A 23891-nucleotide genomic window follows, 5' to 3' on the forward strand; every position below is an offset into this window, starting at 1 on the left:
CCACTCCGGTTGTCGTAGTCGTCGAGGACGACTGGGAGGTCGCGCGTGGTGAACCCGATGGGTGCTGGTGCCAGCATGGGCGGTTGGAACATGCTGCGCTCGTTGCGCAACCGCGACGAGGTGACCGCACACCGGGTGAGCCGGCGCAGCGTACGGCGGGTTGTCGAGTTCGCCCGTCCGTACCGGCGGGACATCGTGGTGTTCCTGGTCACGGTGGTGTTCGCCGCGGTCATCGGGGTGGCGACCCCGGTGCTGGCCGGTGACGTGATCAACGCGATCTCGCGGGGTGGCTCCGACGCGGGTGACCTGGTCGTCCGGCTGGCCCTGGTGATCGCCGGCCTCGCGGTGGTCGACGCGCTGCTCTCACTGGCCCAGCGCTGGTATTCGGCGCGGATCGGCGAGGGGATCATCCTCAACCTGCGTACCCGGGTCTACGACCACGTCCAGCGGATGCCGCTGCAGTTCTTCACCCGCACCCAGACCGGGGCGCTGGTCAGCCGGATCAACAACGACGTGACCGGCGCGCAGCGGGCCTTCACCAGCACCCTCTCCGGGGTGGTCAGCAACATCATCCAGCTCGTGCTCACCGCCGCCGTGATGTTCACGCTCTCCTGGCAGATCACCGCACTCTCCCTGGTGCTACTGCCGATCTTCATCATCCCGGCCCGCCGGGTCGGCCGCCGGCTGGCGGAGATCACCCGGGAGTCGTACGACCTCGACGCCAAGATGAACGCCACCATGACCGAGCGGTTCGGGGTGGCCGGGGCACTGCTGGTCAAGCTCTTCGCCCGGCCCGACGTCGAGGCGCGGCGGTTCGGCGACCGGGCCGAGCGGGTCCGCGACATCGGCATCCAGTCCGCGATGTACTCCCGCACCTTCTTCGTGGCCATGCTGCTGGTGGCCTCGCTGGCCCAGGCCCTGACCTATGGCCTCGGCGGCTGGCTCGCCGTCCAGGGCAACGTCAGCGCCGGCACGGTGGTGACGCTCGCCCTGCTGCTCACCCGCCTCTACGGCCCGCTGACCGCGCTGTCGAACGTCCGGGTGGACGTGATGAGCGCGCTGGTCTCCTTCGACCGGGTCTTCGAGGTGCTCGACCTGACCCCGTCCATCGCCGAGAAGCCGGGTGCGGTCGAGATCCCGCGCGGCGCCCGGCGGCTGGAGTTCTCCGACGTACGGTTCCGCTATCCCACCGCCGCCGAGGTGTCGCTCGCCTCGCTGGAGGAGGTCGCCACACTTGACCGTACGGTCAACGAGCCGGTGCTGCGCGGCGTCTCGTTCACCGTCGAGCCGGGCCAGCTGGTGGCCCTGGTCGGGCCCTCCGGTGCCGGTAAGTCCACCACCTCGATGCTGGTCTCCCGGATCTACGACGTGACCGACGGCGCGGTCCGGGTCGGCGGCGTGGACGTCCGGGACGCCACCCTCGACTCGCTGCGCGACACCATCGGAGTCGTGACCCAGGACTCGCACCTGTTCCACGAGACGATCGCCGAGAACCTGCGCTACGCCAAGCCCGACGCGACCGACGACGAACTCTGGGCGGCGCTGCGCGGGGCCCAGGTGGAAGAGCTGGTCCGCTCGCTGCCGGACGGGCTCGACACCATGGTCGGGGAGCGCGGCTACCGGTTCTCCGGCGGCGAGAAGCAGCGCATCGCCATCGCCCGGCTGCTGCTCAAGGCCCCGTCGATCGTGATCCTCGACGAGGCGACCGCACACCTCGACTCCGAGTCGGAGGCGGCGGTGCAACGGGCGCTGTCGGTGGCGCTGAGCGGGCGTACCGCGCTGGTCATCGCGCACCGGCTCTCGACCGTACGGGAGGCCGACCAGATCCTGGTGCTGGACGGCGGTCGGATCGTCGAACGGGGCCGGCACGAGGAGCTGGTCGCCGTCGGCGGGCTCTACGCCGAGCTGTACCGGACGCAGTTCGCCGTCGCCGACTCCCTGACCCCGTACGCCGACGCGGTCGGCCCGGAGCCGGTGATCACGATGCCGCGCCCCGACTACGACCCGGTCTGACCGCCTCCGCCAGGGTCGCCGCCCGCAGCGCCGCGAACTCGGCGGCCAATCCCGGCCCGGTGTAGTGCGCGTTCAGCCCGCTCGGGTTCGGCAGCACCCACAGCCGGGACCCGCCGAGCGTCTCCGGTTGCCGGCCGATCCTCGCGGTACGCCGCTCGAACGCCGTCCGGTACGCCGTGACCCCGAGTACCGCCACCCAGCGCGGCCGGTACCGCCGGAGCTTGCGGACCAGCAGCCGCCCTCCCTCGACGAGTTCCTCCCGGGTCAGTTCGTCGGCCCGCGCGCTGGCCCGGGCCGCCAGATTCGTGATGCCCAGCCCGTAGCCGAGCAGTTCGGCCTGGTCGGCCGGGTCCACCAGGTGCGGAGTGAACCCGCCCCGGTGCAGGGCCGGCCAGAACCGGTTGCCGGGCCGGGCGAAGTGCCAGCCGGTCGCGGCCGAGTAGAGCCCCGGGTTGATGCCGCAGAAGAGCACGTCCAGGTCCGGGGCGATCAGGTCGGGGAGCAGCCGATCGGCCGCCGCCGCCACCTCGGCCGGGGTCGGTCGGGGCCGGGACGGCCGGGCCGCCGTCAAGGCCGTTGGTTCTTCCGGGCCGCCCATACCACCACCAGCACCACAGCGGTCACCACCATCAGACAGCAGAGCCCCCCGACGACGGCGGCCACGATTATGCCGACGCTCGAAACCACGCTCACCTCCCAGACGGGTGGCAACACTATCCCGGCCCGCAACGGGGTCGGCGGGCGGAGACCAGCTCAGAGGCTGCGCAGCGCGCCGCCGTCGACCGGGATGGTGACCCCGGTCAGATAGCTGGCGGCGGGGGAGAGCACGAACGCCGCCACCCGGCCGAACTCGTCCGGGTCGCCGATCCGGCGCAGCGGTATCGCCGCCTCCGCGTCGGCCCGGGCCCGTTCCGGGTCCCCGCTGGCGGCGAAGAGTTCCCGGTTGCGGTCGGTGAGGATCCGGCCCGGGAGCAGGCTGAGTACGCGTACGCCGCGCGGACCGTACTCGTCGGCCATGTCCTTGGCCACCCCGGCCAGCCCCGGCCGCAGCCCGTTCGAGATGCCGAGTCCCGGAATCGGTGCCCGCACCGAGTTGGAGAGCACCAGGCCGAGCGCGCCGCCGCTGGGCAGTACCGCCGCGATCGTCCGGGCGGCCCGGACCGTGCCGAGGAAGATGGTCTCGAAGGAGTCCCGCCACTGCGCGTCAGTGGCCTGGGCGGCGCTGCCCGGCGGCGGTCCGCCGACCGAGACGAGGCCGCCGTCGAGCCGACCGAACCGTTCCAGGGCGGTGTCGACCAGCCGGGTCGCGGTGTCCGGGGTGGCCAGGTCGGCGGTGAGCCCCAGCACCCGGTCGTCCGGGCCGAGCCGTCCCGCCGCCGCGGCCACCTGGTCGGGGTCCCGGGCCGAGATCACCACCCGGGCACCGTCGGCCACCAGGGCCCGCGCGGTGGCGAAGCCGAGTCCCTTCGAGGCGCCGGTCAGCACGTACACCCGGTCCGCGAGTCCGAGATCCATCAGATTTGCGCGGAGGGGACCGGCGTCTTTAGGCGTCGGGGGAATCCGCGCTCCCTCCCTTCACTGTTAGTTGTGTGATGCCGGCATACCCGGCTTGTGGTTCGTGAGGTGCAGGTATCAACCGGAGGCGTACACAACCTCGGGTACCACGTCGTGCGGTGCCCGAAATACCGCCGCCCCGTGCTGACCGGCCCGGTCGCGACCCGCTTCGACGAACTGATCCGCGCCAAGTGCGATGAGCGTGGCCGGCAGGTCATCGTCCTAGAAGTCATGCCTGACCACGGTGCATCCGCAGCCACGGTCCGCCGGTACATCGACACCCAGTACGAGCGTCCGTGGCGCAAGGGCCAACCGTCGTGATCCGGGCGTACACATTCCTGCTCCGCCCCACCTCCCGACAAGCGGCATCCCTCACCGCATGTCTGGCCGACCATCGGCACATCTACAACGCCGCTGTTGAGGAGCGTCGGGAGGCGTACCGGCGGGCGCGGGTGACGGTTCGCGACGGCGACCAGTCCGCCCAGTTGAAGGACATCCGCCGGGCCGACCCCGACCACGCTCGCTGGTCGTTTTCCTCCCAGCAGGCCACTCTGCGCCGGCTCGATAAGGCGTTCGCCGCCTTTTTCCGCCGGATCAAAGCCGGCCAGACGCCCGGCTATCCGCGCTTCAAAGGCGCCGGCTGGTTCGACACAGTGGTGTGGCCCAAAGACGGTGACGGCTGTCGCTGGGACTCCACCCCGGACTCCGGTCAGACCCGCGTCTACCTGCAAGGCGTCGGGCACATGCGGGTCCACGCCCATCGCAAGGTGGATGGACGGATCAAGACGATCAGTGTGAAGCGTGAGGGTCGCCGCTGGTACCTGATCCTCGCCTGCGACGACGTACCCGCCGAACCGTTGCCACCCACCGGCGGCCCAGTCGGCATCGACATGGGCGTGGCCGCGTTCCTCACCACCTCCGACGGCGTCCAGGTCGACAACCCCCGCCACCTGGCCGCCTGCGCCGACCGGCTTGCCGAGGCGCAGCGCGCCCTGGCCCGGCGTCGGCGCGGCTCGAACCGTTGCCGGAAGGTCCGTGCCCGGGTCGCCGCCCTGCACGGCAAAGTCCGCCGGCAGCGACTCGACCACGCCCACAAGACCGCCCGCTGGCTCGTCGGCCAGTACGACCTGATCGCCCACGAAGGGCTGCGGACCAGCAACATGACCCGGTCGGCCGCGGGCACCGTCGAGCAGCCGGGCCGGAACGTGGCAGCCAAGTCGGGCTTGAACCGTTCGATCCTCGATGCGGGTTGGCGGGTGTTCCTCAACGTGCTGCACGCCAAGGCTGAAAGCGCCGGACGTGTCGTCGTCGAGGTCGACCCCCGCAACACCTCCCGCCTGTGCCCGACCTGCGGGCACTGCGTTGCGGAGAACCGCGCCACTCAGGCCGTGTTTCGGTGCGTTGGCTGCGGACACACCACGCACGCTGACGTGGACGCGGCCGGCAACACTCTGCGGGCAGGGCTTGCCCGTCAGACCACCACGGCGGTCTGAGAAGCCGGCGCCTTCAGGCATCGGAGGAGTCACGGAAGGGATCCTATGACCGCGGCGGCGGCGGTGTTGAGTCGATCTTCGGGGTGCGGGAGCGGGGGACGGTCCAGACGCGTACCCGACCGGCGACCTGCACCACCAGCACGTTGCCGGTCCGGCGTAGCGCCGGGCGCCGGCGCCGGCGTGCGGGCGTGCGGCCGTCGTACCGCCAGCCGGCCTCCCGGACCGCGAGTTCCTCGGCGGCGGGCCCTGGCAGCGCTCCCTCGGCGGCCAGGTGCCGGGCCAGGTCCCAGCCGTCCCGGATGGAGCCCGAGGTCGGGCGGTCCGCCGCCCAGGCGGCGAAGACGGCCGACCAGCGCCGGCCGTGCATGGCGGCGAGCAGCGGCCAGTGCCGGGCTACCTCGCCGGCACGCTTGTGCAGCAGCGCCGACCGGGCCACCCCGACCAGCCGGGCGTCGAAGCCGGGTGGCAGCGGCGCCCCGGCCACCAGCGCGGCCACCAGCGCCGCCTGCCGGTCGGCCAGCGTCCCGGCCGGCCCGGTGCGGGAATCGGCGACCATCTCAGGTCACCGTCGGGTAGCCGGAGGCGGCGGCGATCGCGTCGACCATCTCAGGTCACCGTCGGGTAGCCGGAGGCGGTGGCGATCGCGTCGAGTTCGGCGCGCAGCGCGGCAGCCGGTGGATAGTGCCCGTCGCGTTCCAGCAGCAGCGCCGGCGGCCGGTGCCGACCGCAGAGCTCGGCGACCAGGTCGAGTACCTCCTGCGGCACCGGGTCGGTGTGCGTGTCGTGGTAGATCCCGTCGCTGGCCGCCCCGCCCGCGACGTGTACGTAGCCGACCCGGTCCAGCGGCAGCCGGTCGAGCAGGTCGGCCGGGTCGGTGCCCCGGTTGCGGGCGTTGGCGTAGACGTTGGCGATGTCCAGCAGCAGTAGCGCGCCGGTCCGGTCGAGGATCTCGGTGAGGAAATCCGCCTCGTCCAGCTCGTCGTCCGGCCAGTCGAAGATGGCGGCGATCGGCTCCAGGGCCAGCGGGACGGAGAGCTCGGCCCGTACCCGGGCGACGTTGCCGACCACCGCGTCGACGGCTTCCCGGGTACGCGGCAACGGCAGCAGGTGCCCCGCCTCGATCCCACCGGCCCGGACGAAGGCGATGTGCTCGCTGGCCAGCGGCGCGTCCAGCAGCTCGGCGGCCCGGGCGAACTGGCGTACCCGGGCCGGCTCGACCGGGTCGGCACCGCCGAGGGAGAGCCGCACCCCGTGCGGTACCACCGTCACACCGCGGTCGCGTAGCTCGACGAGGCCCGGCGGTGGCCCGGCGGCGGGGATCGACTCGGCGATCACCTCGACGAACCGCAGGCCGGGCAGCTCCGCGACGAAGCCGGCGATCTCGGGCCGCCAGCCGATCCCTACCCCGTATCCGGCCTCCGGCGCCGACACACCGTTCCCGGTCGTCATCCGCCGCATCCGCCGCATCCGCCGCATCCGCCGCCGCATCCGCCGCCCCCCGAACCGCCGCCGCCGGAGCTGTCGCCGCCGGAGCCGTCGCCGGTGCTGCCGGCCGTCCATCCGCTGCCGCCGGCCGCCGAGCCGCTCATCGCACGCTGCACCTCCGCCTCGACCGCGAACGCCGGGTCGAACTCGACCAGCGCGGCCGTGCCGAACAGGGCGATCCCCAACGCCGCACCGGCCGCGCCGTAGGTGGCGTAGGCGGGCGAGTGCCGGGGCGCGAGATGCTGGTGCTGCCCGCGCAGGTCGCGCAGCAGCGCGTTCGCCGCCCGGGTCCGGCGGGGGACCGCGCAGAGCAGCACCACGCTGGTGGGCGCGAGCACCAGCAGGCTCAGCCCGAGGTAGCCGACCGGCTGGCCGCCGGCCAGACCGGCGACCAGCCGGGCCAGGCCGACCGCCACCAGCCCGAGTAGCAGTACCGGGCCGATCCGGGCGACCGGGCGGGCCGACGGGGACAGCGCCAGGCCGCTCCGAGCCAGGTCGGCCCGGAGGTCGGCGAGCGCCGCGCGGACCCGGGGCTCATTGTCGAGCGCCCGTCCGCGTATGCCCTGCGCGGCCGCCCGATGGATGGCGGCGTCGAGCAGCGTGGCCCGGATCGGCAACGGCCCGGTCTGCGTCAGCCGGTGCTGCGGGGTCGTGCCGACCGCCCCGGCGGCGCGCAGCCCGCCGAGCGTGGCGTGCACGGCCAGCCGGTCACCGCCGGACAACCAGGCGAGCTGGACGGGGTGCAGTCGCTCCGCCCCGGGCGGGCGGCGCCCGGCGAACCCGACCAGCCGGTGCAGCAGGGTGCCGAGCAGGACCAGTCCGGCGATCGTGAGGTAGAGGGTCAGGAAGACCGGCCCGGGAACGTCCCAGGTCTCGGCCTGCACCGTCAGCGCGTCCATGGGGTGCCTCCGCGTACGGGGGGTCGGACTGCCACCATTGTGGATCAGGTACGCCAGCCGGCTCGGTCGCGGTTCGGCTAACCTGCCACCGGCCGACCGCGCTGTCCGGGACGGCCGCGTTCAGCCGCCCGGCCGGCGGACCGCCTCCTCGACCAGGTCCAGCACCGGGCCGAGGTCGCCGGCCGGCCGGGCCATTGCCAGTTGCAAGACCAGGCCGTCGTAGGCCAGCTCCAGGAACCGGGCCAGCGTCTCGATCGGTACGTCGTCGCGCAGCACCCCGGCGTCCCGTTGCCGGGCCAGCCGCTCCCGGGTGGCCTCGGCGAGGCTCGCCGAGCGTTCCGCCCAGCGCTTCGCGAACTCCGGGTCGGTGCGCAGTCGCCGGGACACCTCGAGTTGGCTGCCCAGCCAGCCGGTGGTGTCCGGCGAGGTGGCACCGGCGAGCAGGTCGCGCATGACCTGCACCAGACCGTTGCGGGCCACCGTGGCGACCATGGCGGCGGCGTCGTCCTCGGCGACCGCGAGGAAGAGTGAGTCCTTGTCCCGGAAGTGGTGGAAGATCGCTCCCCGGGAGAGCCCGGTCGCCTCTTCGAGCCGGCGCACGGTGGCACCCTCGTAGCCGTGCCGGGCGAAGCAGGCCCGTGCCGCGCCGAGGATCTCCTGACGGCGGGCGTCGAGCTGGTCCTGACTTACCCTGGGCACCATCCGATCGTGCCAGGCAGCGAGCCGGTATGCAATCCGTACGTACGTCTTGGGTTGTCGCACCCGGCGCCCCCGAGCGCCGGCTCAGCCGGTGCGGCGTCCGACCATCAGGGCCTGGGCACCCCGACCCAGCGGGCCCCTGGCGTCGGAGAGCACCGTCTCGGCCAGCCCGGACCCGTGCCCGTCCAGGGTCGTGCCGGCCCGTACGTGCACCCACTCGTCGACCGGCTGCCGGTGCAGGTGCACGGTCAGTTCGGTGTTGATGAACCACCACTGCTCCATGTCCAGCAGCCGGCTCAGTCCGTTGCCGGAGTCGGCGAGCAGGGTGACCCGTTGCAGCGGGCTCGGCTCTTCCCCTGCCACCAGCGGGATCCGTTGCCGGGCCCAGGCCGAGGCCGGGCCGGGATGCTCGAAGTGACCGTCGACGAACCGCCAGTCGACCGCCCGCAGGTAGCCGATCTGCCAGCGCGGCTCGGTGAATTCGGACGGCTCCACCGGCCGGGGCGGTGGTGGTACCGGAGCGGTGACCACCCCGGCGGGTAGGTCGACCGGGGCGCGCCGGATCCGCCACACCCGGGCCCGCAGCACCACCCGTCCGGCGGCGTGCAGTTCGGCCTCGACCAGTTCGACCGAGCGTCCGGGCCGGGCAACGGTGGCCCGGACGGCGACCTCGGCCACCGGCACGCCGCCGAGGAACTCCACCGTCAGCCGGGTGACCTGGGCCGGCCCGTCCAGCGAGCTGGGTGCCCGTTCCACGGCACGGGTCAGCAGCGCACACGGCGGTCCGCCGTGTTGCAGGCCGCTGCTCCACGGCCCCTCGGAGGCCGGGGTGGCGACGTACCGCTCGGGGTCGTCGGTGGGCAGGAAGAAGGCGTCGGGCACGGGCCGATTTTCCTCGCCGGCGGCAGTTTCGCAAGATCGGCGCGGGATCCGCGCCCGGCTATCATCGCGGCCGTGACGCAGACCACCGCCGGACCGCCGGCCGCAGCACTGCCCGTCGCCGCGGTCCAGGCCGAGGCGGAACCCGGGAACGTGGCCGGGAACGCCGGCTCCGCCGCCCGGCTGGTCGGGCGGGCCGCCGACGACGGCGCCCGGGTCGTCGTACTTCCGGAGCTGTTCCTGCCGGCGTACCACCCGCCGACCCTGGCCGGCGATCCGGCCGGTACCGACGTGGCCGCCGACCACGACGGGCAGGTGGCGGACTCCCGGCTCGATCCGCTGCGCGCGGTCGCCCGGGACCGCCGGGTGGTGGTAGTGGTCGGCGCGGCGGTCCGGCACCCGGACGGCCGGCGGACCTGCTCGGCGCTGGTGGTGGACGGCGCGGGCCGGGTCAGCGCCGGATACGCCAAGCAGCACCTCTGGGGCCCGGACGAGAACGCGCTTTTCACGCCCGGGCGGTGCGGTGCGACCCTGCTGGTCGACGGTTGGCGGCTCGGTCTCGGGGTCTGCTACGACGGCTGTTTCCCCGAGCACGGCCGTGCGGCGGCGGCCGACGGGGCGCACGGCTATCTCTGCCCGAGCGGTTACCTGGTCGGCTCCGAACACCGGCGTGACCTCTACTACCGGGCCCGCGCGCTGGACAACACCATGTACGTGGTCTTCGCCAACGCGGTCGGTGGCGCGGCGCCGTGGCGGTTCAACGGCGGCGCGGCGGTCTACGACCCCGAGGGCCGGGTGCTGCGCCGGGCCGCGGACTCCGGTGCCGCCGTCGTCGTGGCGCGGTTCGACCCGGCCGAACTGCACCGGGTACGCGACGCGCACCGGATGCTCGCCGACCGGCTGCCCGGGCAGGGCGGGGTACGGACCCTGTTGACCGGTTGACCGCCTGTTGTCAGCTTGGCCAACCCGGGTTGTTTACATGCTGGGACTGTTGTCCGACCGGGTGCGTCCCGTACTGTGCGCAAGTGCCGCTGTTGCTCCTCGATCTGGACAACACTCTGCTGGACCGGGCGGGCCCGTTCCAGACCTGGGCGCAGAGTTTCCTGGCCGAGATCGGAGCGCCCGAGAGCGACATCGACTGGCTGCTCTCGGTGGACGCCGACGGCCTGACCAACCGCTGGGACGTGGCCGACGCGATCCGCGACAGGTACCGCCTCCGGATCCCCTCCATCGACCTTGTCGAGGCGCTGCACGAGGGAGTGGTGGAATACACCCGGCTCGATCCGTTGGTCGCCTGCGCGCTGCGGATCGCCGACGCTGCCGGCTGGGTGCCGGTGGCGGTCACCAACGGCACCGAGCGGCTCCAGGAGATGAAGATCAGGCGTACCGGCCTGGACCGCTATCTGGCGGACTGGGTGATCTCCGAGGAGGTCGGGGTCAGCAAGCCGAATCCCAGGATCTTCGCGCTCGCCGCCGAACGGGTCCGGATGCGGCTGCGCGGTGCCTGGATGGTCGGGGACAGCCCGGAGGCCGATATCGGCGGAGCCGCTGCGGTCGGGCTGCCCAGCGTCTGGCTGCACCGGGGCCGCCGCTGGATGGAGCGCCGGTACGCACCGACCAAGACCGTGGACGGGCTGATCGCCGCCGTCGCCACGGTGCTCGCCGCCTGATTCCGATCCGCCCCCGCCGCCCGCCCCCGCCCGCCGTCCGATGTCGACGTTGGGTGAACACTCCGACACCGTGCCGGCGATCGTGGCGGCCACCAGGAGGGCCGAGCCCGGCCGCGCGGCGGTAAATCGGTTGACCACCGTTCGCCGGACCGGCGAACATTGCGCGTCGGAGGACCCTGCCTGGTCTCTCCGGGTCGTATCGCATTCCGGGCACTGCCCGGCCGAGTGGAAGGAGGGGTGACAGTGGCTGTCGTTGTGCTGCGCTCTCGCCTGTTCTCTTCCGACTCGACCAGAGGATTCCTCCAGTGCCACGCGATTATGACGACTATTCCGGTTCGCCCCGCTCCCGTGGCGGCCGCACCACCCGCCGGTTCGACGACGACGAGCCGCGCTTCCTGAAACGGAACCGGCACGTCACGACGGCCGGGTTCGACACCAACACCGACACCGACACACCGGACGTCGGTGACCGCTGGTCGACCTGGGACCAGGCTGTGCACGGGCCGGAGCCGCATCCCGACTGGCTGGTCACCGAGCTGGCCGCCATCGACACCGAGCTGGGTGTGCTGAAGACCGGTAAGGAGGCGGACGTACACCTGGTCCGCCGGGCCGTACCGGGCAGCGACCGGAGCTGCCTGCTCGCCGCCAAGCGCTACCGCGACCCCGAGCACCGCCTCTTCCACCGGGACGCCGGCTATCTGGAGGGGCGCCGGGTGCGTCGGTCCCGGGAGAACCGGGCGATGGAGGGGCGTACCGCGTTCGGCCGGCAGATGATCGCCGGCCAGTGGGCTGCCGCCGAGTTCGCCGCGCTGACCCGGCTCTGGCAGGTGGGGTTGGAGCTGGGCAGCATCGCGGTGCCGTACCCGGTGCAGCTCATCGGGACGGAGCTGATGCTCGAGTTCGTCGGCGATCCGGTGCAGGGGGAGGCGGCGCCCCGGCTGGCCCAGCTCCGGCCCGACCCGGTGCCGCTGTGCCGGCTCTGGGACCAGCTCGTCGACGCGCTGGTCGTACTGGCCCGGGCCGGGTTGGCGCACGGCGACCTGTCGCCGTACAACCTGCTGGTGCACGGCGACCGGCTGGTGCTGATCGACCTGCCGCAGGTGGTGGACGTGGTCGCCAACCCGAGCGGGCGGGAGTTCCTGGCCCGGGACGTACGGGTGGTGGCCGCCTGGTTCGCGGCGCGGGGGCTCCCCGGCGAGCTGGTCGACCCGGGCGTGCTGACCGAGCAGCTGCTCCGGGAGGCGGGGCTGCGCTAGAAGTTCACTGGAGGTATTTCTCGACCTCGTTCACGCTGCGGGCTCCGGTGGTGTCCGGATCGGTGCCGGCCTGGCGGGCGGCCCGGCGCCGCCGGAGCAGGTCCCAGCACTGGTCGAGCGACTCCTCCAGCTCCCGCAGCCGGGTCCGGTCGTCGTCGGTCGAGTTCTCGACCTGCTGGGCGTGGTTGCGGAGCCGGTGTTCCTCGTCGACCAGGTCGGAGATCCGGCTCAGAATCGTCCTGTCGTCCATGCCCAAGATCCTGGCACAGCGTCGAACGTGCCGCCCACCATCCGCGCGGGTGATGGGTGGCACGCGGTCCGGCGCGGCCAGGCCCGGCCGGGACGCATTCATTGACATAGTTCTCTTCGGTTTCTATCGTGGCGATAGGAAAGCGCTTTCCGACTCTGTCCGAAGCACCGTCCCCACGTCTTTCCACCGCCTGCGAAGTGCGGAGACTTCCGTCCGGCCGGCGTACCCGCACGGGCCGCCCCCGGTGGCGCTGCCCGCGGCAACCGCACCCCACCGCGCCGGTCGAGCCTGCTCCGTGCACACCGCCACACCGCCGCGTATCCCCGCCACCACCGGAAAGGCAGAAGACCCGTGACCTCACCGAGCAGCAGTACCGGCACCACCGCCCCGGGCAGACCAGCCGGCAAACGCTGGCGGCGACCCGCCGCCGTCGGGCTCGCCGTCGCGCTGACCGCCGCCCTCGGCCACGGCCCCGGTACCGCACAGGCCGCCATCCTCGGCACCGACACCGGCGACGTCACGGTCGAGGCCGCCCCGCCCGGATCGTCCGCCACCTCGTCGACGGCCAGCATCTCCGGACCGATCGTGCCGGTGCCGGCGGGCCCGGCGGACGGCTTCGCCAGCGTGAACGCGCTCGGCCGGGACGGCACCACCGGCGGTGCCGGTGGAGCGGTGGTCACCGCCACCAACTCGACCGACTTCCTGGAGTACATCGACACGGTCGGGCCGCTGGTGATCCGGGTACAGGGAACCATCCAGATCAGCAGCAAGCAGGGCGTACGGCCGAACAAGACGATCATCGGCGTCGGGTCGAACGCCACGATCAACGGCGGCGGGCTGGACTTCTACCGGTCGTACAACGTGATCGTCCAGAACCTCAGCTTCACCGACGCCGAGGACGACGCGGTCAACGTGGGGCAGGAATCACACCACATCTGGATCGACCACAACCGGTTCACCGGCGCGGTGGACGGCTCGGTCGACATCGTCCGGGGCGCCGACTACGTGACGGTCTCCTGGAACCACTTCGACCACGCCGACAAGAGCATGCTGATCAGCCACTCCGACGGGGCCGCCTCGACCGACGTCGGGCACCTCAAGGTCAGCATCCACCACAACTTCTTCGACAACAGCCGGCAGCGGCACCCCCGGGTCCGGTTCGGCGAGCCGGTGCACGTCTACAACAACTACTTCCTCGGCAACGAGCTGTACGCCGTCGCCTCCACCGAGAACGCCGGCGTGCTGGTCGAGGGGAACTACTTCGAGAACGTGCCGTACCCGCTCTACTCGGCCAGCGGCTATGCCGACAGTGGACCGGGGCGGGCGGTACAGCGGAACAACATCTTCGTGAACTCCGGCGTACCGGAGACCGCGGGTTCGGTGGTCGAGCCGCGCACGTACTACGGGTACCAGCTCGACGCGCCGGCCGGGGTGCCGGCCTCGGTCCGGGCCGGTGCCGGTACCGGAAGGATCTCCGGCTGACCCGATCCCCGCGCTGACCCGGTCTCTTGACTGACCGGTCAGTTCGTGGCCGGCCGGGGCGGACGGTCGGGAGGTGGGTCCCGGCCGTCCGCCAGTGCCCCCGCGCCGCCCCGGCCGCGCGGGGGCACTGCGTGTCGCCGGGCGGTGACCGGCGCTGCTATTTGGGCATTCAGCTCCAACCGGGGTGTCCGTTTGATATGAACTACCAAACTCGGTGCCGGGATGCCTGTAGATCGGGCATTCTCGATGCCGGGAGGTAGTCCTGTCCTCAGGGGACCAGACCCGGAACGGAAAGAGCCCGAACATCATGGACCAAGCTACGTTGCCGACACCGCTTCGCGAGGCTGTCACGGTCACCACGGCCGGGGCCACCGGAGTGGCCCGGCTGGTGATCCAGGGTCTGCTCGACCTGATCGACGATCCCGCCGCGGCGGCCGACGCGACCGAGTTCCTGACGGCCCGGCTGCCCGGCTACGCACCGATGTGGCACATCGCCAACGCGGTACGTTCCGCCGAGCCGGCCGAGGCGCTCCGCCGGATCCGGGCCGAGCTGGACCACGCGGTGGAGAACACCGTGAAGGCGGCGGTCACCTGGGTCGGCGAGCAGGGTGTCCCGGTCACCTACGCGCCGAGCAGCTCGATCGTCAAGCAGATCCTGGCCCAGTTGCCGGAGTCGCTGCGTACCGGTGAGCCGGCGGTCGCGCTGGCCGGCGCCGACGCGATCGGGCCCGACACCGTGCTCAACATCCGGGGTACCCGGGAACTGGCGGAGACGCTGCCCACCCTGATCGTCACCACCGCGCTGAAGCTGGTCCCCGCGCCGGTCTTCGCCCGCCTCGGCGCGCCGGTCTTCGAGCACATCCCGCTGGACGGCTTCGTCGGCGTGGTGCTCGACGGTGAGCTGCTCAGCCCCGGAGAGGTCGGACGGCGAGCCGCGGAACTGCGTGAGTGACCCGCGATGGCCACCCCCGGCGCCGAGGAGATCCCCGCCTTCCTGTCGACGCTTCCCCGGAAGCGGTCCCTCTACGCGGTCGACACGTACTTCCGCGAGAGCTTCGAAGACCTGCTCGCCGTCGGTGGTGGCCGGATCGAGGAGTTCTGTCACGACCACGCCCTGCTCCTGCTGAAGCCGGACGCCGTGGTCAGCCGCCGGCTCGGCCCGGTGCTGCGCTGGGTGCTGGCGTACGGCTTCAGCATCGTCTGGGCGGCGACGGTGACCATCGACCGGCACGGCGTACGGGCGCTGTGGCAGTACGGCCTCAACGCCGCCAGCCGGGACCGGCGGGACGCCGCCGACCTCTACGTCACGGCGTGCGAGTGCCTGCTCCTGCTGCTCGCCCTGCCCGGCCGTCCCGAGCCGGCCTCGTTGGTGCTCAGCACCGCCAAGGGGCCGGCCGATCCGGTGCGCTGCCGGCCCGGGCAGCTCCGCTACGACGTCGGCAGCTTCAACTACCAGCTCAACCTGGTGCACGCCGCCGACGAGCCGGCCGACCTGCTCCGGGAGCTGGCCGTGCTCTGCAACCACGAGACCCGGGCCGGTCTCTACCGGCGCACGCTCGGCGGGGCGGCGGGTCCGTCCCCGGACGGCCGGTCGGAGGCGTTCGCCCTGGCCGACCGGCTGGAGGCGGCCACTCCGGAGGTGGATCTCCAACTGGACCGGACCCTCGGCGAGCTGGCCGACGTGGCCGAGGCACGCCGGCGGGACGGCGCGGACACGGCGGCCGGGGAACTGGTGTCGCTGATCGGCCGGATCCGGGCCCGCTGCTCCCGGGACTGGCGTACGGTCGTGCGGCTGGCCGAGTCGAGCGGGGTACCGGTCAGCAGGTGGCAGCGGATCGTGCTCGCCACCCACCTGCTCGACCCGCACGTGCCCGGTGCGACCAGCCTGCTGCCGGACACCTCCACCACCGGCTGAACCCGAGGCGGGACGGTCAGAGCACCCGGGTCACCCGCTCGGCCCGGCTGCGCCGCTGCACCATCGTGGGGTCGAGGTTGGCGCAGAGCACCACCGTGGCGCCGGCGGCCAGCGGTGCCAGCAGCCACTTCACCGGGTGCTCGTGCGCGGCCGCGTCGACCAGTACCCGGTCACCGGGGTGCAGCCCGAAGACCTCGTCCGCCATTCCCCGGGCCAGCCGGCCCCAGTCGGCGTAGCTTGTGCCGTCCACACTGGCCGGGTCGCCCGGGTGCAGCGGCACGTACGGCCGCAGGTTGGGGTCGTGCCGGCGTACCTCGGTGAGATAGTCCCGGTAGCCGGCCGGCGGCTCGCCCAGCGGGGCGGCGTCCGGGGCGAAGCCGAGCACGAAGCGGTGCGCCGCCTCGGGTACGTGGTCGAGCCAGTCGTCGATCCGGCCCAGCGCGGCGTACGTGACGTCGAACGGCTCCTCGACGCCCGGACCGAGCCGGGGCAGCCCGGCGGTGGCGGTGCCGTGGAAGCTCACCGACACCCCGGCGGACCAGGTGCCGAGCAGTACGGCGGCGGTCTGCCAGTGCGGCGGCAACAGCACCGCGGCCCGGGCACCGATGCCCAGCCCGCAGCCGTGGACCAGCAGGTTCGCCGTCCGGGCCACCCACTCGGCCAGCGCCTCGGCGGTCAGTTCGGTGCGTTCCCCGGTCGCGTCGTCGTAGTAGGTGAGCAACGGCCGGACCGGATCCGTCGCCAGCGCGGACGCGAAGGGCGCCGATACCCCGCCCACCCGGGCCGAACTCTGCCGCACGGAGTCCCCCTGCCCGTGGTTTCCGCTGGTGGCGCGCGCCGGAGCCGGCCGGCGCCGTACCGACCATACCGGTCCGGGCGCCCCGCCCAGGAAGCCCCGCCAGCCTCCCGGTGTGGTCCGTCGCGGCCGTGGGCGGATGCGCCGCGCTGTGCAGGGTGAGCGGATTCAGTCGATGCTGAGCACCAACTTGCCCCGGCCGTGGCCGGTCTCGACCTCGCGGTGCGCCTCGGCGGCATGCTCCAGCGGCAGCGTCCGGCGGACGTGGATCCGCAACTCGCCCCGGGTGTGCCGGTCGACGAGTTCGGCCAGCCGGCGCGCCGACCGGAGGTTGCGGCTGAGCCGGACGCCGAGTTCCTCGGCCCGGTCGTGCTCGACCAGGGTGACGATCCGAGTCCGGTCCGGCACCAGCTCCAGGCTGACCCGCAGCGCGTCGCCGCCGGCCCCGTCCAGCGCCGCGTCCACCCCGTTCGGCGCGAGCGCGCGGATCCGGTCGGCCAGGCCCGGCCCGTACGCCACCGGGGTCGCGCCGAGTGACCGCAGGTAGTCGTGGTTGCCCGGGCTGGCGGTGCCAAGCACTGTCACGCCGGCCGCCACGCCGAGCTGCACCGCCACCGTGCCGACCGCACCGGCGGCGGCGTGCACCAGCAGTGTCTCGCCGCGGGCGAGGCCCAACTCGCCGAGGGCGATGTGCGCGGTCTGCGCCCCGGCGGTGAAGCCACCGGCCACCTCCCAGGGCATGCCCGGCGGCTTGGCCGTGATCTGGTCGGCCGGGATCACCAGGTATTCGGCATAGCAGTTGAGCTGTCCGAAGCCCAGCACCTCGGCACCGAGCCCGACATCGGTGACGTCCGGCCCGAGCTGGTCGACGATGCCGGCGAACTCGTTTCCGGGCACCCTCGGCAGGCCGCCCGTCACCCCCGGCGGCGTCCAGCCGGCCCGGACCGCGCAGTCGTACGGCTGGACGCCGGCCGCCTTCACCCGGATCCGTACCTGGCCGGGGCCCGGCACCGGAATGGGCAGCTCCAGCAGCCGGAGCACCTCCGGACCGCCGTACTCGGTGAAACCCGCCGCTCGCATCAGACATCCTCCCCGTCGTCGTGTCGACGGGCCGAGTCTGTGCCCTCAACCTCGATTGAGGTCAAGTCGCCGGACACGGGCCGGGCCGGCCACCCTCGAACGAAGGTGACCGGCCCGGTCTCGCGGAGCTGGTGGGTCGACTCAGGCGGCCAGCATCTTGCGCAGCACGTACCGCAGGATGCCGCCGTGCCGGTAGTAGTCGGCCTCGCCCGGGGTGTCGATCCGGACCACCGCGTCGAACTCGACACCGGTGTCCGTGGTCACCCGGACGGTACCCGGGATCCGGCCCTCGTTCAGCGCGGTCACCCCGCTGATCGAGAACGTCTCGGTGCCGGTCAGCCCGAGCGAGGCCGCGTCGGTGTCGGCCGGGTACTGCAACGGCAGTACGCCCATCCCGATCAGGTTCGACCGGTGGATCCGCTCGTACGACTGGGCGATCACCGCCCGCACGCCGAGCAGCATGGTGCCCTTGGCCGCCCAGTCCCGGGACGAGCCGGAGCCGTACTCCGTACCGGCCAGGATCACCAGCGGGATGCCGGCGGACTGGTACGCCACCGAGGCGTCGTAGATGGAGGTCTGCTCGCCGGTCAGGTGGTTGACCGTGAAACCGCCCTCGACACCCGGCACGAGCTGGTTGCGCAGCCGGATGTTGGCGAAGGTGCCCCGGATCATCACCTCGTGGTTGCCCCGCCGCGACCCGTACGAGTTGAACTCGTGCCGGGGTACGCCGTGGTCCGCCAGATATTTGCCGGCGGGGGAGTCGGGCTTGATCGAGCCGGCCGGCGAGATGTGGTCGGTGGTGACCGAGTCACCGAGCTTGGCCAGCACCCGTGCGCCGGAGATGTCTCCGACCGCGGTCGGTTCCCGGTCCATTCCCTCGAAGTACGGGGGCTTGCGCACGTACGTCGACTCGCCGGCCCAGGCGAAGGTGTCGCCCTCCGGGGTGGGCAGCGAGCGCCACTGCTCGTCCCCGGCGAAGACGTCGGCGTAGTCCTTGGTGAACATCTCGCTGCGCAGCGCGTTCGCGATGACCTCGTCGATCTCGGCGGCGCCGGGCCAGATGTCCCGTAGGTAGACCGGCTGCCCGTCGGCGCCGGTGTCGATCGGCTCGTTGGCCAGGTCGATGTCCATCGTGCCGGCCAGCGCGTACGCCACCACCAGCGGCGGGGACGCCAGGTAGTTCATCTTGACGTCCGGGTTGATCCGGCCCTCGAAGTTCCGGTTGCCGGACAGCACCGAGACCACCGACAGGTCGTGCGAGTTGACCGCCGCCGAGACCTCCTCGGGCAGCGGGCCGGAGTTGCCGATGCAGGTGGTGCAGCCGTAGCCCACCAGGTGGAAGCCGAGCTTCTCCAGGTAGGGGGTGAGGCCGGCCCGCTCGTAGTAGTCCATCACTACCTTGGAGCCCGGGGCCAGGGTGGTCTTCACCCACGGCTTGCGGGACAGCCCCCGGTCGACGGCGTTCCGGGCCAGCAGCGCGGCGCCGATCATCACCTGCGGGTTGGAGGTGTTGGTGCAGGAGGTGATCGCGGCGATCACCACCGCGCCGTGGTCCAGCTCGTATTCCACGCCGTCGTCGCCGGTGACCCGGATCGGGTTGCTGGCCCGGCCCTTCGCCCCGGTGGCGGCCGAGACCAGCTCGCGCGGCGCGTCGGCCGGGTCGTTGACGGCGTTGGCCGGCGGGTCGCTGGCCGGGAACGACTCCTCGCTGGCCTCGTCGGCGTGGCCGTGCGCGCCGACGCTGCCGTCGCCGACGTAGTCGATCAGCGCGGACCGGAACAGCGTCTTGGCGTTGCCCAGCGGCACCCGGTCCTGCGGGCGCTTCGGGCCGGCCAGCGACGGCTCGATGGTGGAAAGGTCGAGTTCGAGCCGCTCGCTGTAGTCGGGCTCGGCGGCCGGGTCGTGCCAGAGGCCCTGTTCCTTGGCGTACGCCTCGACGAGCGCGACCTGCTGTTCGGGGCGGCCGGTGAGCTGGAGGTACCGGATCGTCTCGGCGTCGATCGGGAAGATCGCCACCGTGGAGCCGTACTCCGGGGACATGTTGCCGATGGTGGCCCGGTTGGCCAGCGGCACCGCGCTGACGCCGGGGCCGTAGAACTCGACGAACTTGCCGACCACGCCGTGCTTGCGCAGCATCTCGGTGATGGTCAGCACCAGGTCGGTGGCGGTGGTGCCGGCCGGCGCCTCGCCGTGCAGCTTGAAGCCGACCACCCGGGGGATGAGCATGCTGACGGGCTGGCCGAGCATCGCGGCCTCGGCCTCGATGCCGCCGACGCCCCAGCCGAGCACGCCGAGCCCGTTGACCATGGTGGTGTGCGAGTCGGTGCCGACCACCGTGTCCGGGTACGCCTGGCCGTCGCGCTCCATCACCGTCCGGGCGAGGTACTCGATGTTGACCTGGTGCACGATGCCGGTGCCGGGCGGTACGACCTTGAACTCGTTGAACGCGGTCTGGCCCCAGCGGAGGAACTGGTAGCGCTCCTTGTTGCGGCCGTACTCCAGCTCGACGTTGCGGGCGAAGGCGTCCTGCCGGCCGAAGAGGTCGGCGATCACCGAGTGGTCGATCACCAGCTCGGCCGGTGCGAGCGGGTTGACCTTGGTCGGGTCGCCGCCCAGCTCGCGCACCGCCTCCCGCATGGTGGCCAGGTCGACCACGCAGGGCACGCCGGTGAAGTCCTGCATCAGCACCCGGGCCGGGGTGAACTGGATCTCCACGCTGGGGTCGGCGGTGGGGTCCCAGTCGCCGAGCTGCCGGATGTGCTCGGCGGTGATGTTCGCGCCGTCCTCGGTGCGGAGCAGGTTCTCCAGCAGGATCTTCAGGCTGTACGGCAGGCGCTCGTGCCCGGGTACCGTATTGATCTTGAAAATCTCGTAGCTCGCGTCTGCGACGCGCAGCTGGCTCTTCGCACCGAAGGTGTCGAGGCTCGCCACGTCGTACTCCTTCACGCTGTCTTCGTCCCGGCCCGTGCCGTCGGTCTCCGGGGGCGGGTCCGGCCGGCCTCCCGGCCGGCGGGCGACCGGGCGTAGTACCGAGTCTTTCCTACCCATTACCTGGGCACCGGGCTCAGGTAATGCTTACCGACCTTCGTTCGATTTAACAAAACCGTACGTCCGTCTTGCTATAAACGCAAGTCTGTCCGGATTCCGGGACGCCGAGGCCTCGGGGCAGGGCTCGACCGCGCCGAAGCTCGCTGGCCAGCGAGCGGATGGGCGGCGAGGTGTCGACGCCGACCCGGTCGGCCAGTTCCCCGGTACGCCGTACTTACTGCAAGGTTGCGGATTTGTCCGGGCCGTCGGTCGGGCGACTGTCGGTGGAAGTTGCATCACCGACCGCCTCGGCGTGCCGTTCCCGTAACCGGTCGCGGATCTGTTCCGGGGTGTACGCCCGGCGGCGTCGCTCGGCCCGGGCCAGCACCACCCCGGTGGCGGCCACCCCGACGACGCTCGCCACACCGATTACCTTCCACCAGCGCATCCGCCTAGGGTAGTCGGCAGGCCCGGGGCGGACGGGCGGACCGAGGTGGGAGCGATGGCCGAGGAGCGCAGCGAACTCAGCCTCGACGAGGCGGTCGAGCTGACCCGTACCGGCGACGTCTGGGTCTTCCGGGGGCGCAGCGTGCCGGATCGGGCGATCCAGTTCACCACGAACAGTCCGGTGAACCATGTCGGAATGTCTGTGGTCATCGAGGACCTGCCGCCGTTAATGTGGCACGCCGAACTCGGCCGGTCGTTGCCCGACATGTGGTCGGGCAACCATCACCGGGGCGTGCAACTGCACGACCTGCGCGACGCGGTCCGGATCTGGGGGGTCCGGTACGGTCAGCGCGCCTGGCTGCGGCAACTCGAACCGCCGGCCGACGACGAGATGGAGAACGGGGTGCTGCGTACCATCGCCCGCCTGGACGGAACGCCGTTCCCGTCCACCGCCCAGCTCGCCTGGCGGTGGCTGCGTGGCCGGGCGCCCGCCGTGCGCCGCCGACCGAGCGACAGCACACTGAACCTTTTCCAACCTGAACCGCGCGGCGCTCACACACCGCGTCCGACCTCGCGCGCCGACGGACCGCAAGGGGAGGTTGAGAAAGGTTCACTGGAGACGGCGTACTGCGCCGAGGTGGTCGCGGCGACCTACCAGGCGATGGGGCTGCTCCCGGCCGGGCGCCGGCCGAACTGGTACGACCCCGGGCGGTTCTGGAGCGGCGACGACCTCGAACTCTCCGCCGGACGGCGGCTCGGCAACGAGATCTCGGTGCGGATCCCGGCTCGGTGAGCGCACCCGAACCGACCCGGCCGCGGTTGCTGGCGGCGGCGCCGTGGATCGTCGTGCTGGCCGGCGTCCTGGTCATGATCGTGCTCTTCGCGTTCGCCAGCGGACTCTTCCCCGGCGACCGGCGCACCTCCGGCGCACCCGATCCGGCCTGGCCGTTCGCCCCGGGCTCGACCCCGGCACCGGGGGCGTCCGCCACCGACCCGGCGAGTCCGGGCGGTTCGCCCCCGGCCGGTTCGCCGAGCCCGACGCCGACCTCGACCAAGCCCAACGGCGGCAAGCCGGCGGCGTCCCGGGCCGCGCCGCCGCGTACCACACCGACGCAGGCCCGGCCGACGACCTCCGCGCCGAGGTCGCCCGAGCCGCTGACCGGCCGCTATCGGGTACTCGCCGACTACCGCGACTCGTTCATCGCCGAGGTGCTGGTCCGGAACGAGGCCGGCTCGGCGCAGTCCTGGACCGTGGAGCTGCGGTTCCGCGACGAGGTCGACGACCTGCGGGGCTTCTGGGTCGAGGGTGCGCCCCGGCCGTCGGTGGACCGCGACGACGGGCGGTGGATCTTCCGGAGCGGGGCGCCGCTCTCCAGTGGACGTTCCGATCCGCTGCGGTTCCAGTTCGAGCGCTGGGGCGACGGCGAGCGGCCGATCAGCTGCACGGTGAACGGTCGGGCCTGCGAGATCCAGTAGTCGCCCGGAGCAGTTCGGCGGTCTCCCGGTGGCCAGCGTGTACCGCCCGGTCCAGCGGTGTGGCGCCGGTGCCGGAGTCCTCCCGGCGGTCCGGGTCGGCGCCGTACGCCAGCAGGGCCACCACCTGCGGCACGTCGTCCCGGAGCACCGCCGCCGCCAGCCGCTTGCCGAGTTTCTTGCGTCGTCGTGCCCCGAGCTTCGTCCACTGTCGTCTCCGCACCGGGCCAGGGTAGGAGCGCCGGCCAGCCGGTGCCGCCGGATTTCGCGCGCCCACCGTCGATTCCGCCGATAGCGCGGTGTCGGACCGAGCGCGGCGCCGGGACGAGCGCGGTGTCGGGAGAGCGCGGTGTCGGGAGAGCGCGGTGTCGGGACGAGCCCGGGGCCGGGACGAGCCCGGGGCCGGAGTGGCCCGGATGGGTGACGGGGGAGTGGTCGCTGCGCAGACTGTCGAGCTGGGTGCACAGCCGGGGCGGCGCCGGGACGGGCGCGGCGTCGCGGAGCGGGTGGGGCCGGCGAGACCCGGCCGGGTCAGCGGCCGAGGAAGGTACTGGTGGCGGCGCGGATCGCGGAGACGAAGGCGGCGGTCGCCGGATGGCTGGCGCCGCCGCGCCGGTACGCGATCCGGGTCCGTCGACGGGTGTCCAGCGGTACCAGCCGGACCCCGACCGGTGGCTGCGCGGCGGCGAGCTGCGGGATCACCGAGACGCCCTGCCCGGCGGCGACCAGGGCCAGCACGGTGACGAAGTCGTCGGCGTGGTGCCGGGCCAGTGGGGTGAAGCCGGCGGCCCGGCAGACGTGCAGGGTCGCCGTGTGACACAGGGTGCCGGGACTGGCCAGGATCCAGGCGGCGTCCCGGGTGTCCCGGAGCGGGTCGGCGGCTTCGGGGGCGCCGGCGGGCACGGCGAGGAAGACCGTCTCGTCCAGCAGCGGCACCGTGTCCAGCCCGGGATCGGGCTCCACCGGTACGACGTCGTAATCGTGCAGCAGGCCCACGTCGAGTCGGCGTTCGCGCAGCCCGGCCGGTACCGCCACCGGGTCGCACTCGGTCACCCGCAGTTCCAGCCCCGGCTGCTGGTGTCCCTGTGCGACCAGGGTGGCCGGGAGCAGCGTACGGACCGCGGTGGGGAAGGCACCGATCCGCAGCGGGCCGGTCGGTCCGGTGGCGACCGCGGCGAGCGCGGCCGTGGTCTGCTCCAGCGCGGTGAGCACCGTCTCGGCGTGCCGGACCAGCACCCGGCCCGCCGTGGTGAGGGTGACCCGCCGTCCGGTGCGCTCCAGTAGCGGTACGCCCGCCTCCCGCTCCAGCACGGCCAGTTGCTGGGAGACCGCTGACGGGGTGTAGGTGTGCGCCTGCGCGACGGCCGCGATCGTGCCGAGCCGGGCGAGGTCGCAGAGCAGCCGGAGCCGACGTACGTCGAGCATCAGCAAAGCTTACGCTTCTGTTCAGAAAGCGATGCTAGACCTTACGGG

25 protein-coding genes are annotated in these 23891 nt (G+C 72.5%); 11 read left to right on the forward strand and 14 right to left on the reverse strand.

The genetic code is table 11. The features are described 5' to 3' along the window. Positions 1-57 precede the first annotated feature (57 nt). Positions 58-2013: an ABC transporter ATP-binding protein gene (locus tag R6Y94_RS30465; RefSeq protein ID WP_318399300.1), complete on the forward strand. Its 1956-nt coding sequence runs from the start codon at positions 58-60 to the stop codon at positions 2011-2013. Here R6Y94_RS30465 and mug read toward each other — a convergent pair. Both mug and R6Y94_RS30475 read right to left on the reverse strand, forming a co-directional pair. Continuing rightward, the gene (gene mug / locus R6Y94_RS30470; protein WP_318399301.1) at positions 1979-2611 is read right to left on the reverse strand and encodes a G/U mismatch-specific DNA glycosylase; all 633 of its coding nucleotides are present in this window, start codon (positions 2609-2611) and stop codon (positions 1979-1981) included. The two genes, R6Y94_RS30465 and mug, sit on opposite strands and share 35 nt — an antisense overlap. Positions 2612-2766: 155 nt before the next feature. Beyond that, on the reverse strand, positions 2767-3528 hold the full coding sequence (locus R6Y94_RS30475) for an SDR family oxidoreductase (RefSeq protein ID WP_318399302.1): 762 nt from the start codon (positions 3526-3528) through the stop codon (positions 2767-2769). Between the two features lie 108 nt (positions 3529-3636). On the opposite strand from R6Y94_RS30475, the gene R6Y94_RS30480 reads away from it, so the two are divergent. Continuing rightward, positions 3637-3888, forward strand: a complete 252-nt coding sequence (locus R6Y94_RS30480; RefSeq protein ID WP_412102921.1) for a transposase — start codon at positions 3637-3639, stop codon at positions 3886-3888. Further along, on the forward strand, positions 3885-5060 hold the full coding sequence (locus tag R6Y94_RS30485; RefSeq protein WP_318399304.1) for a transposase: 1176 nt from the start codon (positions 3885-3887) through the stop codon (positions 5058-5060). The genes R6Y94_RS30480 and R6Y94_RS30485 overlap by 4 nt, the downstream gene beginning before the upstream one ends. Positions 5061-5103: 43 nt before the next feature. Here R6Y94_RS30485 and R6Y94_RS30490 read toward each other — a convergent pair whose 3' ends face one another. The 5 genes from R6Y94_RS30490 to R6Y94_RS30510 form a co-directional block, all read right to left on the reverse strand. Continuing rightward, positions 5104-5616 (reverse strand): hypothetical protein, encoded by a 513-nt coding sequence (locus R6Y94_RS30490; protein WP_318399305.1) that lies wholly within the window; start codon positions 5614-5616, stop codon positions 5104-5106. A gap of 50 nt (positions 5617-5666) precedes the next feature. After that, positions 5667-6518, reverse strand: coding sequence for a DUF692 domain-containing protein (locus R6Y94_RS30495; protein WP_412102922.1), 852 nt, complete (start codon positions 6516-6518; stop codon positions 5667-5669). Continuing rightward, the gene (locus tag R6Y94_RS30500) at positions 6506-7444 is read right to left on the reverse strand and encodes a TIGR04222 domain-containing membrane protein (protein ID WP_318399307.1); all 939 of its coding nucleotides are present in this window, start codon (positions 7442-7444) and stop codon (positions 6506-6508) included. Before R6Y94_RS30500 ends, R6Y94_RS30495 begins: the two co-directional genes overlap by 13 nt. A gap of 120 nt (positions 7445-7564) precedes the next feature. Next, positions 7565-8143, reverse strand: a complete 579-nt coding sequence (locus tag R6Y94_RS30505) for a helix-turn-helix domain-containing protein (RefSeq protein WP_318399308.1) — start codon at positions 8141-8143, stop codon at positions 7565-7567. 84 nt (positions 8144-8227) lie between these two features. Next, positions 8228-9025, reverse strand: coding sequence for a thioesterase family protein (locus tag R6Y94_RS30510; RefSeq protein WP_318399309.1), 798 nt, complete (start codon positions 9023-9025; stop codon positions 8228-8230). A gap of 72 nt (positions 9026-9097) precedes the next feature. Here R6Y94_RS30510 and R6Y94_RS30515 point away from each other — a divergent pair, with 72 nt between their 5' ends. The 3 genes from R6Y94_RS30515 (at position 9098) to R6Y94_RS30525 (ending at position 11948) form a co-directional block, all read left to right on the forward strand. Further along, positions 9098-9964: a carbon-nitrogen hydrolase family protein gene (locus tag R6Y94_RS30515; RefSeq protein ID WP_318399310.1), complete on the forward strand. Its 867-nt coding sequence runs from the start codon at positions 9098-9100 to the stop codon at positions 9962-9964. A gap of 83 nt (positions 9965-10047) precedes the next feature. Beyond that, the gene (locus R6Y94_RS30520) at positions 10048-10692 is read left to right on the forward strand and encodes an HAD family hydrolase (protein WP_318399311.1); all 645 of its coding nucleotides are present in this window, start codon (positions 10048-10050) and stop codon (positions 10690-10692) included. A 305-nt stretch (positions 10693-10997) separates the two neighbouring features. Next, positions 10998-11948, forward strand: a complete 951-nt coding sequence (locus R6Y94_RS30525; protein WP_318399312.1) for a serine protein kinase RIO — start codon at positions 10998-11000, stop codon at positions 11946-11948. Positions 11949-11952: 4 nt separating this feature from the next. On the opposite strand, the gene R6Y94_RS30530 is transcribed toward R6Y94_RS30525, so the two are convergent. After that, positions 11953-12198: a DUF2630 family protein gene (locus R6Y94_RS30530; protein WP_318399313.1), complete on the reverse strand. Its 246-nt coding sequence runs from the start codon at positions 12196-12198 to the stop codon at positions 11953-11955. Positions 12199-12549: 351 nt separating this feature from the next. Between R6Y94_RS30530 and R6Y94_RS30535 the strand changes: the two genes are divergently transcribed. From R6Y94_RS30535 to R6Y94_RS30545, 3 genes are all read left to right on the forward strand, one after another. Further along, positions 12550-13680, forward strand: coding sequence for a pectate lyase (locus R6Y94_RS30535; RefSeq protein ID WP_318399314.1), 1131 nt, complete (start codon positions 12550-12552; stop codon positions 13678-13680). A gap of 307 nt (positions 13681-13987) precedes the next feature. Continuing rightward, entirely contained in the window at positions 13988-14632 is a 645-nt protein-coding gene (locus R6Y94_RS30540; RefSeq protein WP_318399315.1) for a hypothetical protein, read from the forward strand. A 6-nt stretch (positions 14633-14638) separates the two neighbouring features. Continuing rightward, entirely contained in the window at positions 14639-15595 is a 957-nt protein-coding gene (locus tag R6Y94_RS30545) for a nucleoside-diphosphate kinase (protein WP_318399316.1), read from the forward strand. A 16-nt stretch (positions 15596-15611) separates the two neighbouring features. On the opposite strand, the gene R6Y94_RS30550 is transcribed toward R6Y94_RS30545, so the two are convergent. From R6Y94_RS30550 to R6Y94_RS30565, 4 genes are all read right to left on the reverse strand, one after another. Beyond that, the gene (locus R6Y94_RS30550) at positions 15612-16394 is read right to left on the reverse strand and encodes a TIGR03089 family protein (RefSeq protein WP_318399317.1); all 783 of its coding nucleotides are present in this window, start codon (positions 16392-16394) and stop codon (positions 15612-15614) included. A gap of 165 nt (positions 16395-16559) precedes the next feature. Continuing rightward, positions 16560-17471 (reverse strand): NADP-dependent oxidoreductase, encoded by a 912-nt coding sequence (locus R6Y94_RS30555; protein ID WP_318399318.1) that lies wholly within the window; start codon positions 17469-17471, stop codon positions 16560-16562. A 141-nt stretch (positions 17472-17612) separates the two neighbouring features. Then, positions 17613-20417, reverse strand: a complete 2805-nt coding sequence (locus R6Y94_RS30560) for an aconitate hydratase (RefSeq protein WP_318399319.1) — start codon at positions 20415-20417, stop codon at positions 17613-17615. Between the two features lie 316 nt (positions 20418-20733). Next, on the reverse strand, positions 20734-20946 hold the full coding sequence (locus R6Y94_RS30565; protein WP_318399320.1) for a hypothetical protein: 213 nt from the start codon (positions 20944-20946) through the stop codon (positions 20734-20736). Positions 20947-21000: 54 nt separating this feature from the next. On the opposite strand from R6Y94_RS30565, the gene R6Y94_RS30570 reads away from it, so the two are divergent. After that, a complete protein-coding gene (locus R6Y94_RS30570; protein WP_318399321.1) occupies positions 21001-21738 on the forward strand; it encodes a hypothetical protein in 738 nt (245 codons plus the stop codon). Then, the gene (locus R6Y94_RS30575) at positions 21735-22421 is read left to right on the forward strand and encodes a hypothetical protein (RefSeq protein WP_318399322.1); all 687 of its coding nucleotides are present in this window, start codon (positions 21735-21737) and stop codon (positions 22419-22421) included. Before R6Y94_RS30570 ends, R6Y94_RS30575 begins: the two co-directional genes overlap by 4 nt. Here R6Y94_RS30575 and R6Y94_RS30580 read toward each other — a convergent pair. Continuing rightward, on the reverse strand, positions 22381-22641 hold the full coding sequence (locus R6Y94_RS30580) for an ankyrin repeat domain-containing protein (protein ID WP_318399323.1): 261 nt from the start codon (positions 22639-22641) through the stop codon (positions 22381-22383). The genes R6Y94_RS30575 and R6Y94_RS30580 overlap by 41 nt on opposite strands. 308 nt (positions 22642-22949) lie before the next feature. Next, entirely contained in the window at positions 22950-23843 is an 894-nt protein-coding gene (locus R6Y94_RS30585) for a LysR family transcriptional regulator (protein ID WP_318399324.1), read from the reverse strand. Positions 23844-23891 lie beyond the last annotated feature (48 nt).

Source organism: Plantactinospora sp. KLBMP9567, from assembly GCF_033446045.1.
GTDB lineage: Bacteria > Actinomycetota > Actinomycetes > Mycobacteriales > Micromonosporaceae > Plantactinospora.

Coding starts and splice junctions, on each gene's coding strand:
- R6Y94_RS30465 (WP_318399300.1), top strand. CDS start 58: ATGGGTGCTGGTGCCAGCATGGGCGGTTGGAACATGCTGCGCTCGTTG.
- mug (WP_318399301.1), bottom strand. CDS start 2,611: ATGGGCGGCCCGGAAGAACCAACGGCCTTGACGGCGGCCCGGCCGTCC.
- R6Y94_RS30475 (WP_318399302.1), bottom strand. CDS start 3,528: ATGGATCTCGGACTCGCGGACCGGGTGTACGTGCTGACCGGCGCCTCG.
- R6Y94_RS30490 (WP_318399305.1), bottom strand. CDS start 5,616: ATGGTCGCCGATTCCCGCACCGGGCCGGCCGGGACGCTGGCCGACCGG.
- R6Y94_RS30495 (WP_412102922.1), bottom strand. CDS start 6,518: ATGCGGCGGATGACGACCGGGAACGGTGTGTCGGCGCCGGAGGCCGGA.
- R6Y94_RS30500 (WP_318399307.1), bottom strand. CDS start 7,444: ATGGACGCGCTGACGGTGCAGGCCGAGACCTGGGACGTTCCCGGGCCG.
- R6Y94_RS30530 (WP_318399313.1), bottom strand. CDS start 12,198: ATGGACGACAGGACGATTCTGAGCCGGATCTCCGACCTGGTCGACGAG.
- R6Y94_RS30540 (WP_318399315.1), top strand. CDS start 13,988: ATGGACCAAGCTACGTTGCCGACACCGCTTCGCGAGGCTGTCACGGTC.
- R6Y94_RS30545 (WP_318399316.1), top strand. CDS start 14,639: ATGGCCACCCCCGGCGCCGAGGAGATCCCCGCCTTCCTGTCGACGCTT.
- R6Y94_RS30555 (WP_318399318.1), bottom strand. CDS start 17,471: ATGCGAGCGGCGGGTTTCACCGAGTACGGCGGTCCGGAGGTGCTCCGG.
- R6Y94_RS30565 (WP_318399320.1), bottom strand. CDS start 20,946: ATGCGCTGGTGGAAGGTAATCGGTGTGGCGAGCGTCGTCGGGGTGGCC.
- R6Y94_RS30570 (WP_318399321.1), top strand. CDS start 21,001: ATGGCCGAGGAGCGCAGCGAACTCAGCCTCGACGAGGCGGTCGAGCTG.
- R6Y94_RS30585 (WP_318399324.1), bottom strand. CDS start 23,843: ATGCTCGACGTACGTCGGCTCCGGCTGCTCTGCGACCTCGCCCGGCTC.